This is a genomic window from Mycobacterium sp. Soil_C_30, from assembly GCF_057656995.1.
Map to the genome: position 1 here is coordinate 29502 of NZ_JBDGJH010000023.1, position 15126 is coordinate 44627.

Here is a 15126-nt window from a genome sequence, read left to right on the forward strand (position 1 = left end):
CATTCCCCCAATTGTGTTGATCTCTAGTGTCTTTGGAAGTATGGGAAAAGGGCTGTGCAGCTGACTCATCGGCTCACTCCACGGTCACGGACTTGGCCAGGTTCCGTGGCTTGTCCACGTCCCGACCCAATGCCAAGGCCAGATTGCGGGCCAGGATCTGCAGCGGAATCGCGCTCTCGACCGGCCCCCAGGGCTGTGCGTCCGGCTCCACCACAGCGACAGTGCTGCCCGGACCACCGATGCTGATGATGCGGCCCCCGCGCGTTTCCACCTCGGCGACATTGGCGCGCAGCTTCGGGTCGCCGTTGTCCACCACGACGACGGGCGTGCCCGGGTCGACCAGCGCCAGCGGTCCGTGCTTGAGTTCTCCCGCGGGGTAGTGCTCGGCCCATCGGTAGGTGAGTTCCTTGAGCTTGAGCGCACCTTCGGCCGCGTAGGGAAGACCGGCACCCCGACCGAGGAAGATCACGCCGCTTGCGGTGACCAATTCGTCTGCGAGCGTCGGGATTACGCACTTGGCCACCGTGGCGGCGGCGGCCAGGCGGTCCGGGAGGCCCCGCAGGGCATCCACCGCTGGACCGGCCAGCGTGGTGCTGAGGCGATCCATCGCCACCAGTGCCGAGATCATCACCGCGGTGCCGGCAACGATCTGGCAGATGAAGGTCTTTGTGGCCGCCACCCCGATCTCAGGACCTGCCATACAGGCCATCACCGCATCGGCTCGCCTCGCCAGCGTCGAATGCCCGCTGTTGGTGAGCGCCAGGAGTGGCCGCCCCTCCCCCAAGGGAGCGGCCACAGCATTGAGGACGTCGGCGGTTTCGCCCGACTGGCTGATCGCCAGTTGGAGTGTGCCCCGCTCCAGGATCTCGCCCGCGGCTTCACTCGCCACGGTGACATGCGCGGGCAATCCACCGAGAGCGCGGACCACATTGCTGATCACCATGCCGGCATTGATCGATGTGCCGCAACCGATCACCTGCAGACGCTCGAACGGCGCCATCCCCAGGTCGCGCCAGAGCCCGCCGTTGGCGATACCCCCGCCGAACTCGTCGAGCACCCTGGCCACCGCCGCGGGCTGCTCGTCGATCTCCTTGGCCATGTAGTCCGCATGGCCGTTGAGACCGGTGTCAGCAGCGCGCCAGGTACAGCGTGCCGTCAACGGGCGCCGCCTCGAGGAGCTCATGCGGCGCGCCGGCACACTCTCGACAGCGCTGAGCTCCATGACGTCACCGTCTTCGAGGACCTGGAACTCCTCCACCCAGTCGGCAAGCGCCGCAATGTCGCTGGCCGCGAAGACCCCCCAGGAAGTGCGCGCGACGAGTAACGGGGATTGTTTTGCGGCCACCACGACGCGGCCGGTTCCCTCTTCCAGCACCGCCAGCGCCCAGGATCCCTCGATCGGTTCGAGGGCGGCATGCACGGCGTCGAGGAGGTCACCGGAAACCACGAGCTGGTCTTCGATGAGGTGACACAGGACTTCACTGTCGACGGTCGAGGTGAAGTGGTGCCCGGACGTCTGGAGTGCACGCTCGAGCAGACCTGCATTGGTGATGATTCCGTTGTGCACCAGATGGATTCGTCCGGTGCAATCGGTGTGCGGGTGCGTGTTGTCGACGCTCACCGCTCCGTGTGTGGCCCAACGCGTATGACCGATCCCCACGCCGTCGAGCTCCGGTCCGGACCAGTCTGTCAACGCCTTGTCGAGTGCGCCGACCCGCCCGACGGTGCGCACCCTGGCCACGTCGCCCCGGGTGGTCTGGATGGCGACACCGGCCGAGTCGTATCCGCGATACTCGAGCCGGCGTAGCGCCTGGACCAGGTAATCGACTGCGGGACCGTTGGTTCGGCACGCGATGATGCCGCACATCAGTTCCACCTCGGATCGCTGTGCCCCAAATTGAACGACCTGTTGTTCAGAACCCGCCATGCCCCGAACCGGGAGCATCGGTTCCGCCTGTACGCGCTCCGGTACTCGGACTGGTGAACGCCTAAACCGTTCGCCAGCAGGCGATTACACCGGGCTGGTTCCGACTTCGCTGACACTCCATAACTATCGGCTTCCGCAACGTTTTCGTACATGGGTAATCCGAGCGAAATTTGCCTAGTTCGCGGTCTAGTTCTGCCGTGGGGATCCACGGTCTACGCGCATCGCCCGCGAGAGTGCCGCGGCCTCGGCCCTGGTGTTCACTCCGAGCTTGGTCAACAGGTTGTGGACATGGTTCTTGACGGTGTGTACCGCAATTCCCAGCTGCACAGCGATATCCCGATTTGAGCGACCCAGTTCGAGCATCCTCAGGATCTGGATCTCGCGCGCTGTCAGGGCTGGATCCCGGTCGCTCGACTGGGGTGCCAGAGCAAGCGAGGAAAGCCGCCGCAACAAGATTGCCGCGATGCGAGGTGGGCAGGAGGACATTCCGTTAGCTACCGCATGCACCAGCGCGATCAGGTCTTTCAGAGAGTCGGTCCGCACGTGGTATCCGACAACACCCACTTCTGCGCACGCGACGATCTCGGCCTCGTCCTCCTCCGAGGCACCGAACGCGATGACACGAAGATTCGGGTTGATGTCCATCGCCGCCCTCAACAACAGGTGCCGGCCCCGAGTGGCCATGTTCACGAGCACAATTCGCACCCCGTCGTCCTGAAGTGCCGGGACCAGGGAGGCGAGGTCCCACGCACTGTGGGGTGGCGGGAACCCGTTGAGGACGAAGACCGCCGCCAGATTCTCCCGGAACAGCGTGCAGTCATCGATGATCAAGATCCGCTCGTCGAGCGGGGGCCCTTGACTGGCCACCTGTGACCAGGCCGTCGCCGCGTCACGCTCATCCCGTGGTGGTGAGCCCCAGCCGCGCGGACTGTCCGGGCCTTCGTTCCAACGCTTCACGTCAGTGTGAGACACGGCGCACCGCCTGCGGAGTACGGCCACTCGCTTCGCTCGGTCATCGACCCCCCACACTTTCCGAATGGACTCGCGTTGGTGGACATCGCAGACGATCCCCGGATCACCGCACCCGGCGGTGTGATTCAGCTTCCCGGCGCCGAGTTCTCGTTGTCGGGCTTGTCATTGGGCTCGGACGGTTTGTCCTCTGACGACTTCGGCGGCTCGCTGGCCGGCTCCTCGTCGTCGTCATCGGGCTGCGACGGTGTCCCCGACGTCGTCTCCCGGTCATCTTCTGGTTCCGTCACATCCGTTGGCCCGGAACCGTTGTCGGATGGTGTCGAGCTCGGGGTGCTCGGCGCGGTCGGCGTGCTGGTGGGTTCCGCGGTGGGGCTGGCGGTAGGTGTCCCCGCTGATTCGGTCGGCGGAGCCTCCGAACTGGTAGGCGTCTCCACCGTCGGCGGCGGCGCCGGTATGGGAGCTTCTGTCGGAGTGGCAGTGGGAGCGGGCACCGCAGACTGCGCCGGCGCAGGCGCCTGGGGGGGTGCATCGGCGGGCTTGGTCGGCGCCTGCGTGGTTGGATCGGGCACGGCGGTGGGAGTCACCGTCAGCTGCGGTAGCGGTGCGTGCACCGTTGATTCGTCTTGGGTGAACACCTTGGTGTCCAGCGGTGGGACGCCCGGCGGGCCTGACAGTCCCAGCGATTGAGCAAGCAGCGGCAGGAGTTCCGTCAGTACCGCCGCCAGCTGGTGATTCGCCGAGGTGGGCAATGCCTCGAGCAGCAGTTCGAGAAGCGTCCACAGCTCGGGCAAGGTGGTGGAGGGGACGTTCACCGTGGTCCCACCGCCACCGCCACCGCCCGAGAGAGCGAGAGGGTGTCCCTGAGTAAGCGATTGGAACGACCTGAGAAGCTCGAGAGACCTCGCAGTGTCGGGCAACCCACGCGTATTCACCAGTTCCAGCAGGGTATCCGTGCGCAGGACCAGCACGTCGTTGTCGATGACTTCGACGATGTCCGTCAGATTCGACGCGCGTCCCGATGCCTCGGCGATGCGCCGGTTGGCGACGGCCGATCGGACGAGCGCAGGGAAGTCCGAGGTCTCGTACTTCGGCGGCGAGAGCTCCAGAAGGGGAGCGATAGCCGGTAGCGGGTACAACGCGGTGCTGAGCGCCAAACCGGTTGTCACGATGAGGGCTTCCCACACCTTCGTCCGGTGTCGCTGTCCCGCAGCGCGCTTGCCCGGGGCCCGGTATTGCGGAAGCCCCGTGTCCGCCGTCGGCCGCTCATCTCCCATTGATCCACTATCGACCCCCGAGCACGTGCGCGTATATGGGCCATCGGAGCCAATTTCATGTTGCCGAGGACCTAGTCCGCCGATTGAGCGCAAGTCCGCTGACGTGGTGTTGAGCGGGGATTGTCCCAGACAAATGACACGTTCTGGTTACCCGCGGATTCCACTCGAAGGTCATCGGATCCATGCCGGCAGGTATCGGATCTAGTCCTTCGCAGCGTGTCGGACTAGTCCTGTTGTACGCCACCGATTTCCGTTTGCGAACGGCACGATTCCGCGGCGGTCGGCGGCAGTACGCCAGTTTGCGCTAAACAGATGCATTCATGAACGCGCACTTGCTCGGGACGTCAGATCGACTGAGCGGTAGCCACTTTGCCGATGCGCCGTGGGGCGTGCCCGGACATGGTTACGGGACGACGCCCTCAAGGCGTGACGGTGTGCTGGCTACGGCTTTACTGCATGGAGTGAGCGAGCGCTGCCGCCTGCCCTCGGGTGTTCACACCGAGCTTGGTCAGCAGGCTGTGTACGTGGTTCTTCACGGTGTGCACGGCAATGCAGAGTTGCTCGGCAATCTCACGATTGGACAGGCCGAGTTGGAGAAACCTGAGAATCTCCGCCTCGCGCGCCGTGAGAACCAACTCCTCGGGGGCGACCGGACGTCGGGACGCCAGCGCCGAGAGCCTACGAAGCAGAATCGCAGACACCCGCGGAGAACACACCGACTCGCCGGCGTCGACCTTGGTGACCAGCGTGAGCAGGTCCTCGATGGACTCAGCCCGCGTGTGATAGCCCGCAGCGCCCGCCTCAGCGCAGGCCACGATGCCGGATTCATCGTCCTCGGAGACCCCCAGGACGATGACACGGACATCGGGTGCTATCTCACGAGCCGCGCGTAACAACATGGCGCTGTCGAGCGTCGCCACATTCAGCAGCATGATGCTGGGCGAACGATCTCGAACGGCGCCGATCAGCGTCGGCAGGTCCCAGGCGGTGCTGACCTCGGCCGCGCCGTTGACGGCAATGAGTGCGGCCAGGTTGTCCCGGTGCAGCGTGCAGTCGTCGACGATCAGCACACGGGCGGCACGAAGCGCCTCCGCGGGCCCCACGACCATGTTTGGTTGCGCCTGCAGCGCAGGTGCGCGATGCGGCAAATGCCAACTAGAAACTCCGCCAAGACCGTTAGGAAGGCTCACGTGGTTGCTCTGTCGAGCCTCTCCGTGTGCCGACAACGGTGTCTGCGCTAGAACCCCCACCGAATCACGCCCCGTCTTGATGTTTGCCAGTGCCTAAGACCACTGTGTGGCTCGATCGCCATACCACCCTCCCCGTTACTGGATCCGCATGCGGTGGCCTACATGCAACACCCATTGTGACCACGTGACCGGGCAATTGTCACGTTAATGCAGAGATTTTTTGGTTCGCCGAAAACTTTGCCAAAATCGATCTTGAATCGAAGGTGCCGCCCACGGCGCCGCCGTCTGGCGTCAGGCAAACTGAGGATCGCCCTTCGTTCGGCGCAATTTTTCCTAAGAATCCGCTGGTAAGCCTCTTGGTATCACCACAAAAAGCGACATCCGTGGCTAATTGACACCGGCGGTACCGACGGTCGACCCGGCCTCCAAAAAGTTTGCCATACTTGCACTTGCAGGTAACTCCGCGCGCCCACGCGAGCGCCCCCGCAGCCTCACCGAGTGGGGCCGGGCGCACTGGTGGGACCCCGATTCAGATGTTGCTATCGCGGCAGATGAGTGTTGAGTGAATGTTGCTAACAGACGCCAGAGTGCGTCGCCGCCCAGGCTGGGCCATGTTCGACGCCCGCGGTCTGGTTCGGAGTGACGCTGCGCCCCGGCTCGGACATGTTTGATGGCCCCGACCTGGGTGCAGTGACACCTAGCCCCAGCTCGGAGTTGTTCGACGTATTCGTCCCGGGTCGAGTGACACCCAGGCCGAGCTCCGACTTGTTTGACGCCTCGACCTGGGCCGAGTCACGCTCAGCCCAGGATCAGACCGGAGGTCGGGACGCCGGTACCGGCGGTGACAAGCACATGCTCGACATCGTCGACCTGATTCACCGACGTCCCACGCAACTGTCTGACGCCCTCGGCGATGCCGTTCATGCCGTGGATGTACGCCTCACCGAGCTGGCCGCCATGGGTGTTGATGGGGAGCCGGCCACCGAGCTCGATCGCGCCGCCGGCGATGAAGTCCTTGGCCTCACCCTTGCCGCAGAACCCCAGCTCCTCGAGCTGGATCAGGGTGTACGGAGTGAAATGGTCATAGAGGATGGCCGTCTGGATATCGGCCGGTTCCAGACCCGACTGGCCCCACAACTGCCGTCCCACCAGTCCCATCTCGGGCAATCCCAGCTCGTCGCGGTAGTACGAGTACATGGTGAACTGGTCGGCGCCGGCGGCCTGGGCCGCCGCTTCGATGACCGCCGGCCGGTGTCTGAGGTCCTTGGCGCGCTCGGCGGTGGTGACCACGATGGCCACACCGCCGTCGGTTTCCTGACAGCAGTCCAGCAGCCGTAGCGGCTCGGCGATCCACCGCGAGTTCTGGTGATCCTCGATGGTGATCGGCTTACCGAAGAAATGCGCCTTGGGGTTGTTCGCGGCGTGCTTGCGATCGGCCACTGATACCGCACCGAAATCCGCGCTGGTGGCGCCATATTCGTGCATGTAGCGCTGCGCGATCATGGCTACCGAGGCGGCCGGTGTGCTCAGCCCGTGGGGGTAGGACCAGCTGTACTCCACTCCGCGGGAATCGGCGTTGACGGTCAGGCCCGTCATCACCTGGCCGAAGCGGAATTCCGAGCGCTCGTTGAAAGCCCGGTAGGCCACCACGACTTCGGCCACCCCGGTGGCAACGGCCAGGGCGGCCTGCTGCACCGTCGCCGCCGCGGCGCCGCCGCCATAGCCGATCTGGCTGAAGAACTTCAGGTCTCCGACGCCGGTGGCGCGGGCCACAGCGGTCTCGAGATTGGAGTCCATGGTGAAGGTGACCAGCCCGTCGACGTCAGCCGGCGAGAGGCCGGCGTCGTCGAGCGCGTCCAGCACCGCTTCGGCGGCCAGGCGCAACTCGCTGCGGCCGGAGTTCTTGGAGAAGTCGGTGGCGCCGATACCGACGATGGCCGCCTTGCCGGACAGGCCGGTCATGAGTCTGCTCCCAGAGTCAGTGTGGCCGTGGCGATGACGTGCTTGCCCAGGCTGTTGGTGCCGGTGACATCGAGGGTGACCACATCGTCGTCGACGGCGGTGACCTCACCGGTGAACACGATGGTGTCGTAGGCGTACCACGGCACCCCGAGACGCAGCCCGATGGACCTGACGCGCGCCGCAGGCCCCGCCCAGTCGGTGATGTAACGCTGAACCAGACCGGTGTCGGTGAGGATGTTGACGAAGATGTCCTTGGACCCCTTCGCCTGGGCCTTATCGCGGTCGTGGTGCACGTCCTGGTAATCGCGCGTCGCGATCGCCGTGGAGACGATGAATGTGGGGTCGCCGTAGATCTCGAGTTCCGGGAGTCTGGTGCCGACCGCCACAACCGGTGCGCTCATCCGACCGGCTCCCAGGCGTACAGCGTCCAGGCGGGACTGACATCACTGTCCGGAAAGTCGAGATACGTTGCGCGCACTGGCAATCCGATCTTCACATCGTCGGGTTCGATGCCACGGAGCTCACCCAGCATACGCACCCCTTCCTCGAGTTCGACCAGCGCGATCACGAACGGCAGGGTGCGGCCCGGCACCTTCGGCGCGTGGTGCACGACGTAGCTGAACACCGTGCCGTTACCGCTGGCAACGACGTAGTCGGTGGTCTGCTCCTTGTCGAGCCACACCGCGGGCACCGGCGGGTGCTGCAGGCTGCCGTCGGGCCGCTTCTGGATCCGCAGCTCGTGGGCGTTGACGCCGTCCCAGAAGAACTTGGTGTCCTTCGACGACGCCGGCCGCATCAGCTTGTCGGGATCGAGGTCCGCCGGCACCGCCGGCTTGCCCTCCGCCCGGGGCTTGAACTTCATGATGCGCCAGTTCATCTCGGCCACCGGCTCGCCCCCGGCCACCGTCCAGGTGATGAGCTGGTTGATGAAGAACCCCTCGCCCAACGCAGTCTGCTTGGGCCCCACCACGTCGGTGATGTCGGCATGGATGGTCACCTGCTCACCGGGCTGGAGATACCGGTGATAGGTCTGCTCACAGTTGGTGGCGACGACGCCGACGTAGCCGGCGTCGTCGAACAGCGCCATCATCTTCGACAGCGGGTCGTCGTCGGACCGGCCCTCACCCAGACCCCCCATGGTCCACACCTGGATCATGGCGGGCGGTGCGACGATGCCAGGGTGACCAGCGGCCTTTGCGGCCTCGTCGTCGACATAGATCGGATTCTTGTCGCCGATGGCGTCCACCCAGTGGTGAATCATGGGTTGGTTGACCGGATCTCGACCGGTGCGCGGCTCGCTCTTGCCGGCCGCCTTGATCTCCTCGATGCGCGGCCGCAGGTCGTCTGTACTCACCGGGGCACCCTCGGCACCTTGAGGCCCGACGCCGCGATCATCTCACGCATGACCTCGTTGACGCCGCCACCGAAGGTGATGACCAGGTTGCGTTTGGTCTGGCTGTCCAGCCACTTCAACAGCTCGGCGGTGTCGGGGTCGGCGGGGTTTCCGTAGGCGCCGACGATCTCCTCGGCCAGCCGGCCCACCTTCTGAATGCGTTCCGTGGAAAAGACTTTCGTGGCCGCGGCATCGGCCACCTGGATGGTCTCCCCGCCGGCGGCCACCTGCCAGTTCAGCAGCTCGTTGATCCGGTAGATCGCGTGGATCTCCCCGAGAGCCCGTTTGACGTTGATGTTCTCGATGGGTGTGACGCCGTTGCTGCCCGGTTTCGAGGCCCACGCGTGCACGCGGTCGTAGACTCCGGCGACCTTCCCGGCCGGTCCGAGCATCACACGTTCGTGGTTGAGCTGGGTGGTGATCAACCGCCACCCCGCGTTCTCCTCACCGACCAGCATGTCGGCCGGCACCCGGACGTCGTTGTAATAACTGGCGTTGGTGTGGTGCGCGCCGTCGGAGAGGATGATGGGCGTCCACGAGTAACCGGGATCCTTGGTGTCGACGATGAGGATCGAAATTCCCTTGTGCTTGGGCGCTTCCGGGTCGGTCCGCACCGCCAGCCAGATGTAGTCGGCGTCATGGGCACCAGTGGTCCAGATCTTCTGGCCGTTGACGATCCACTCGTCACCGTGCCGGACCGCCGACGTCCGCAGCGACGCCAGGTCGGTGCCCGCCTCGGGCTCGGAGTAGCCGATGGCGAAGTGCACCTCACCGGCCAGGATGGCGGGCAGGAACTTCTTCTTCTGCGCCTCGTTGCCGTACACCTGCAGCGTCGGCCCCACGGTCTGCAACGTGACGGCAGGCAGCGGGATGTCCGCGCGGGCGGCCTCGTTGACGAAGATGGACTGCTCGACGGGCCCGAAACCCAGGCCGCCGAACTCCTTCGGCCATCCGACGCCGAGTTTGCCGTCGGACCCCATCCGCTTGATCACGGCGCGGTAGGCCTCGTTGTGGCGGTCGGACTCCATGGCCTTGGCCTCGTCCGGCGACACCAGCGTCGAGAAGTACTGCCGGAGTTCGGCTTGCAGTTGCCGCTGCTCCGGGGTCAGATCGATGAACATCAGGCTCCCACGAGATCCAAACGGTGCGACGGGCCGCCGAGCAGACGGCTCAGGTCTTTGATCGACGAGTAGTAGCGATCCATCGGGTAGGTGATGTCCATACCCATACCGCCGTGCAGATGGTGGCAGGTCTGCATCACCGGTGGAGCCTGGGATGTCAGCCAGTACCCGAGTACGTCCAGATCATCGTCGGTATCACGGCCCTCCGCGAGCCGCCACAGCACCGATACCGAAGCCAGATCCAGGGTGCGCGAGACGATGTACACCTCGGCCAATTGCGCCGCCACGGTCTGGAAGGTCGACAGCGGGCGGCCGAACTGCTCCCGGTGGGCCACATAGTCCGCTGTCAGCCGCAACGCGCCGGCCACCAGTCCGGCCGCGAAGGCGCCGGTGGCGGCAAGCGCCAGTTGATTCACCCGGTGCGCGGTGGCATCCGAAAGGGTGTCGGCTTCGGTGTCGGTGAACGTCACCGCGAACTCGTCGGAGCCGTTTGCCGTCGGCGTCCTGGTGACCTCCACACCGTCGGCGGTGGGTGCGACCACCACCACTCCGGTGTCAGCGGTCACCAGAATCCACGCCGCCGAATCTGAGTACGGCACACCGACTTTCGTACCGTGGAGTCGGCCACCACTCAGGGTGACTCCCGGCCGGTCCGGCAACGCCGCGCCCGGTTCATTGAGCGCCGCCGTCAGCACGGCACCCTTGGGCACGTCGGCCAGATACCGGTCCTGCTGGTCCGCTGAGGCCAGGTCGAGGACGGCCAGCAGGGTCCCCAGGGTGGCCAACGCGGGCCCGGTGGTGCCGTGACGACCGATCTCGGTCAGTGCGGTCCCGATCTCCGCCAACCCCACCCCGTCACCGCCGAGGCGTTCCGGGACGCCCAGCGCTGTCACGCCACCGGCCACCAGGGCCTCCCAGGTGTTCTCACGCTCGAGCACCGAGGTCACCACATCGGCGACGGCCCGCTGACCCTCGTCTGGACTGAAATCCACCCGACTCCTCCTTGAGCCTCAGTTACCGGTGTAGTCAACCTGCCAGTGCTTGATGCCGTTCAGCCAGCCCGACATCAGCCGTTCGGGTTCACCGGCCGGCTTCAGATCGGGCATGGCGTCGGCGACGGCGTTGAAGATCAGATTGATGGTCATCCTCGCCAGGTTGGCGCCGATGCAGTAGTGCGCACCTGTGCCACCGAACCCGACGTGCGGGTTGGGGCTGCGCGTGATGTCGAAGCTGTGCGGGTTCTCGAACACCTCTTCGTCGAAATTGGCCGAGCGGTACGACATCACGACGCGCTGGCCTTTCTTGATCTGTATGCCGCCCAGTTCGGTGTCCTCGAGCGCGGTGCGCTGGAAGGCCGACACCGGGGTGGCCCAGCGGACGATCTCGTCGGCCGCGGTCTCCGGGCGTTCCTTCTTGTACAGCTCCCACTGCTCGGGGTGCTGCGAGAACGCGATCATGCCGTGGGTGATCGAGTTGCGTGTGGTCTCGTTCCCTGCCACCGCCAACATGACCACGAAGAAGCCGAACTCGTCGTCGGAGAGCTTCTCGCCGTCGATATCCGCCTCGATGAGCGTGGTGACGATGTCGTCGGTCGGGTTCTTCGCCCGCTCCTCCGCCATTTTCATGGCGTAGGTGATCAGTTCGAACGAGGACATGGCCGGATCGATGTCGGCGTACTCCGGATCCTCCCCGGCTGTCATCTCATTCGACCACCGGAAGAGCTTGTCGCGGTCCTCCTGCGGCACGCCCAGCAGTCCGGCGATGGCTTGCAGCGGCAGTTCGCACGACACCTGCTCGACGAAGTCGCCGGAGCCTTCGGCGGCTGCCGTCTCGGCGATCTTCCTGGCCCGCTCCCGCAGCTCGTCCTCCAGCCGGCCCACCGCGCGGGGGGTGAAACCACGGGAGATGATCTTGCGCAGCCGGGTGTGCTGCGGCGCGTCCATGTTCAGCAGGACGGCTTTCTGCAGATCGATCGCCGAGCGTTCCATGCCCTGCGGCCACACCGGGATGGCACCGTCGGGAGAGCTGCCGAAGATGTCGTTGCGCTTGGACACCTCTTTGACGTCGGCATGCTTGGTGACCAACCAATATCCTTTGTCGCCGAAGCCGCCCGTACCGCCGGGCACGTCGACCCAGTGGATAGGCTCGGACTTACGCAACTCGGCAAGCTCCTCGACAGGCAGACGCTCAAGGTTGAGGTTCGCGTCGAGGAAGTCGAAGTCAGGGGCGATAGGGCTCAGATCAGGACCTGGCATTGTTGTGCGCTCCTCAAATGCAACGTGTTCTAGTGCCAGTAAAACATGCCTCCACCGCAGATGAAAGGCACGGCGGCATCGCTGCTTGTCAGAGTAATGAAACGTGTTCTAGCCTGCTTGTCATGGGCAATCCTGTGATCGTCGAAGCCACCCGCAGCCCCATCGGCAAGCGCAACGGCTGGCTCTCCGGGCTCCACGCCACCGAATTGTTGGGTGCAGTGCAGAAGGCACTGGTGGACAAGGCCGGCATCGAAGGCTCGGACGTGGAGCAGCTGATCGGTGGCTGCGTCACGCAGTACGGCGAACAGTCCAACAACATCACCCGGGTCGCCTGGCTGACGGCCGGGCTGCCCGAAGAGGTGGGCGCCACCACCGTCGACTGCCAGTGCGGCAGCGGTCAGCAGGCCAATCACCTGGTTGCGGGACTGATCGCCGCGGGCGCCATCGACATCGGCATCGCCTGCGGTGTCGAAGCGATGAGCCGGGTGGGCCTCGGCGCCAATGCGGGACCCGATCGTGCCGCCATCCGCGCCGCCTCGTGGGACATCGACATGCCCAACCAGTTCGAGGCCGCCGAGCGGATCGCCAAACGGCGCGGCATCACCCGTGAGGACATCGACGCGTTCGGGCTGGCGTCCCAACAGAAGGCCAAGCAGGCCTGGGCCGAGGGTCGCTTCGACCGCGAGATCAGCGGTATCGAGGCGCCGGTGCTCGACGAGCAGAAACAGCCGACCGCCGATCGGCACATCGTGAGCAAGGACCAGGGCCTGCGCGACACCACGCTGGAGGGTCTGGCCTCGCTGAGGCCTGTGCTCGAGGGGGGCATCCACACCGCGGGAACGTCATCGCAGATCTCTGACGGCGCCGCCGCCGTCCTGCTGATGGATGAGGACAAGGCCCGTGCGCTGGGCCTGAAGCCGCGCGCCAGGATCGTCAGCCAGGCGCTCGTCGGCGCCGAGCCGTACTACCACCTGGACGGACCCGTGCAGTCCACCGCCAAGGTGCTGGAGAAGGCGGGGATGAAGATCGGCGACATCGACATCGTCGAGATCAACGAAGCCTTTGCCTCCGTCGTACTGTCCTGGGCCCGGGTGCACGAACCGGACATGGACCGGGTGAACGTCAACGGCGGCGCCATCGCGCTGGGGCATCCGGTGGGCAGCACCGGTAGCCGACTGATCACCACGGCACTGCACGAACTCGAACGCACAGACAAGAGCACCGCCCTGATCACCATGTGCGCCGGTGGCGCTCTTTCGACCGGCACCATCATCGAGCGGATCTAGTGCCGAGCTACACCGACACGCAGCGCATCGAGGCCGCCCAGGCCTATATCGATGCGCTGGTGAGCCACCGGGCCGACGCCGTTCCGTTCGCCGCCGGGTGTACCCGCACCGAGGTGGGGCTGAAGACCGGTTTCTCCGGAGATCACCTGCGCCGCAGCCTGAATCGCGGTGTCCAGTACCGTGTCATCGCCTCGGCATCGGCACCTGAGTTCACCGTGAACGGTGATGAGGTGCGGGCGCGGTTCGAACTCGTCACCAAACCGAACATCGCGGGCCGCCGGGTAGGTGCGCGGATAGACGAGACGTTTCTCATCCCCGCCACCGGCGACACCGAGCGTCCCGAAATCCATCAGATCCGTGCCGGCATAACGCCGTTTCTCACGAAATAGGTAGACGATCATGGCCAACCCGCCCCGCGCGCTGAACTCCAAGCAGACCGGCACCATCATCAAGTGGATGTCGCGGGCCAACACCTGGATCTTCAAGAAGACCAACGGCCGCTTCGGCGACAAGTTCCTGCGCGGCGCACCGGTCGGCATTCTCACCACCATCGGACGCAAGAGCGGTGAGGCCCGCGAGAGCCCACTGCTGTTCCTGCAGGAGGGCAAACGCATTGTCCTGGTGGCTTCCCAAGGTGGTCGCGCGAACAACCCGATGTGGTATCTGAATCTGAAAGCCAATCCGCAGGTCACTTTTCAGACCAAGCACGAGGTGCTGAAGCTGACGGCACGTGAGGCCACCGATGCCGAACGCGACGATTACTGGCCGAAACTCGACGCCATGTACCCCGACTTCGTGACCTACCGGTCCTACACCGACCGCAAGATCCCCATCGTCATCTGCGACCCGTGATCGGGTCGGGCCGTCGAACCTGATGGCCGGCTGAATACTTAGATCGTTTACGTTAAGATTCGACCATGCGTGGAGTACGGATGGCGGCACTGGCCGCGGGCGCGGCACTGAGCCTCGCCCTTGCCCCGGTCGCCAATGCCGATCCCGATGAGGCGTTCGCCGAGCAGTTACACACGTTCGGGATCTACGGGCAGAAGGATTTCAACGCCTGGATCGGCAAGATCATGTGTAAGCGGCTGCGCAACGGCCACGACGCGGATGCCTTCGCCTCGGCCAAGTTCGTCCACGACCAGCTGCAGAAGGGCAGCACCACCGATCAGGCCTGGCAGTTCGTCGGCGCCGGCATCCCCATCTACTGCCCCGACCAGCTGCCCGTCCTGCAGCGCGCCGCCGAGCAACGGAGTCAGCGATGAAGCGTTTCCTGTTGGCGGCCTTGGCTGTTGGCTTCGTGACCACAGCAGCGCCGGCGGCCGCCGATGCCACCGACGAGTACCCCATCCCCAGCCGGATGCTCAAGACCACCTGCACCGTCGACCAGTACATGGCCGCGGTACGCGACACCAACCCGGTGTACTACGAGCGCTACATCATCGACTACAACAACAAGTCCCCCGATGTGCAGAAGTGGGCCCGCGACCGCATCACCTGGTTCTTCTCCATGGATTACGCGGGGCGGCGGGCATATTCGGAAGAAACCGCCACCAATGCCTTCTACGAGACGCTGGCGTGGAACTGGCCCAACTGGGCCAAGCTGTTCTTCAACAACAAGGGCGTCGTCGCCCACGGCACCGATGTCTGCATGACCTACCCGCCGGTGGACCCGACCGTCTGGACCTGGTAGGCACCTGCGCCGCGAGTGTGGAGTTGATCCACGCCGGCGCCGCCTACGCGTGC

General features: G+C 65.1%; 15 protein-coding genes. 5 read left to right on the forward strand and 10 right to left on the reverse strand.

What is annotated here, in order from left to right; translation table 11 throughout:
• Positions 1-73: 73 nt before the first annotated feature.
• The 10 genes from glmS to AC3A6P_RS29795 all read right to left on the reverse strand — a co-directional run bounded on the left by glmS (position 74) and on the right by AC3A6P_RS29795 (position 12094).
• Positions 74-1867: a glutamine--fructose-6-phosphate transaminase (isomerizing) gene (gene glmS / locus AC3A6P_RS29750; protein WP_487695974.1), complete on the reverse strand. Its 1794-nt coding sequence runs from the start codon at positions 1865-1867 to the stop codon at positions 74-76.
• 246 nt (positions 1868-2113) lie between these two features.
• Positions 2114-2899 (reverse strand): response regulator transcription factor, encoded by a 786-nt coding sequence (locus AC3A6P_RS29755; protein ID WP_487695975.1) that lies wholly within the window; start codon positions 2897-2899, stop codon positions 2114-2116.
• Positions 2900-3024: 125 nt separating this feature from the next.
• Positions 3025-4173, reverse strand: coding sequence for a hypothetical protein (locus AC3A6P_RS29760; RefSeq protein ID WP_487695976.1), 1149 nt, complete (start codon positions 4171-4173; stop codon positions 3025-3027).
• A gap of 449 nt (positions 4174-4622) precedes the next feature.
• Positions 4623-5363, reverse strand: a complete 741-nt coding sequence (locus AC3A6P_RS29765) for a LuxR C-terminal-related transcriptional regulator (protein WP_487695977.1) — start codon at positions 5361-5363, stop codon at positions 4623-4625.
• A 798-nt stretch (positions 5364-6161) separates the two neighbouring features.
• Positions 6162-7325: a lipid-transfer protein gene (locus tag AC3A6P_RS29770; RefSeq protein ID WP_487695978.1), complete on the reverse strand. Its 1164-nt coding sequence runs from the start codon at positions 7323-7325 to the stop codon at positions 6162-6164.
• Positions 7322-7726, reverse strand: a complete 405-nt coding sequence (locus AC3A6P_RS29775) for a MaoC family dehydratase (protein WP_487695979.1) — start codon at positions 7724-7726, stop codon at positions 7322-7324. Before AC3A6P_RS29775 ends, AC3A6P_RS29770 begins: the two co-directional genes overlap by 4 nt.
• Positions 7723-8679, reverse strand: a complete 957-nt coding sequence (locus AC3A6P_RS29780) for a bifunctional MaoC family dehydratase N-terminal/OB-fold nucleic acid binding domain-containing protein (RefSeq protein WP_487695980.1) — start codon at positions 8677-8679, stop codon at positions 7723-7725. Before AC3A6P_RS29780 ends, AC3A6P_RS29775 begins: the two co-directional genes overlap by 4 nt.
• The gene (gene fadE29 / locus AC3A6P_RS29785) at positions 8676-9839 is read right to left on the reverse strand and encodes an acyl-CoA dehydrogenase FadE29 (RefSeq protein WP_487695981.1); all 1164 of its coding nucleotides are present in this window, start codon (positions 9837-9839) and stop codon (positions 8676-8678) included. The genes AC3A6P_RS29780 and fadE29 overlap by 4 nt, the downstream gene beginning before the upstream one ends.
• A complete protein-coding gene (locus AC3A6P_RS29790) occupies positions 9839-10831 on the reverse strand; it encodes an acyl-CoA dehydrogenase family protein (protein WP_487695982.1) in 993 nt (330 codons plus the stop codon). The genes fadE29 and AC3A6P_RS29790 overlap by 1 nt, the downstream gene beginning before the upstream one ends.
• Before the next feature lie 18 nt (positions 10832-10849).
• A complete protein-coding gene (locus AC3A6P_RS29795) occupies positions 10850-12094 on the reverse strand; it encodes a cytochrome P450 (protein ID WP_487695983.1) in 1245 nt (414 codons plus the stop codon).
• Between the two features lie 122 nt (positions 12095-12216).
• Between AC3A6P_RS29795 and AC3A6P_RS29800 the strand changes: the two genes are divergently transcribed.
• From AC3A6P_RS29800 to AC3A6P_RS29820, 5 genes are all read left to right on the forward strand, one after another.
• Positions 12217-13380 (forward strand): steroid 3-ketoacyl-CoA thiolase, encoded by a 1164-nt coding sequence (locus AC3A6P_RS29800; protein WP_487695984.1) that lies wholly within the window; start codon positions 12217-12219, stop codon positions 13378-13380.
• Positions 13380-13769 (forward strand): DUF8021 domain-containing protein, encoded by a 390-nt coding sequence (locus tag AC3A6P_RS29805; RefSeq protein WP_487695985.1) that lies wholly within the window; start codon positions 13380-13382, stop codon positions 13767-13769. Before AC3A6P_RS29800 ends, AC3A6P_RS29805 begins: the two co-directional genes overlap by 1 nt.
• Positions 13770-13779: 10 nt before the next feature.
• A complete protein-coding gene (locus AC3A6P_RS29810; RefSeq protein WP_487695986.1) occupies positions 13780-14232 on the forward strand; it encodes a nitroreductase family deazaflavin-dependent oxidoreductase in 453 nt (150 codons plus the stop codon).
• Positions 14233-14297: 65 nt separating this feature from the next.
• Positions 14298-14645 carry a DUF732 domain-containing protein gene (locus AC3A6P_RS29815; protein WP_487695987.1) on the forward strand — a complete coding sequence of 116 codons (348 nt, stop codon included), beginning with the start codon at positions 14298-14300 and terminating at the stop codon, positions 14643-14645.
• The gene (locus tag AC3A6P_RS29820; protein ID WP_487690183.1) at positions 14642-15073 is read left to right on the forward strand and encodes a DUF5078 domain-containing protein; all 432 of its coding nucleotides are present in this window, start codon (positions 14642-14644) and stop codon (positions 15071-15073) included. Before AC3A6P_RS29815 ends, AC3A6P_RS29820 begins: the two co-directional genes overlap by 4 nt.
• The last annotated feature ends 53 nt before the right edge of the window (positions 15074-15126 follow it).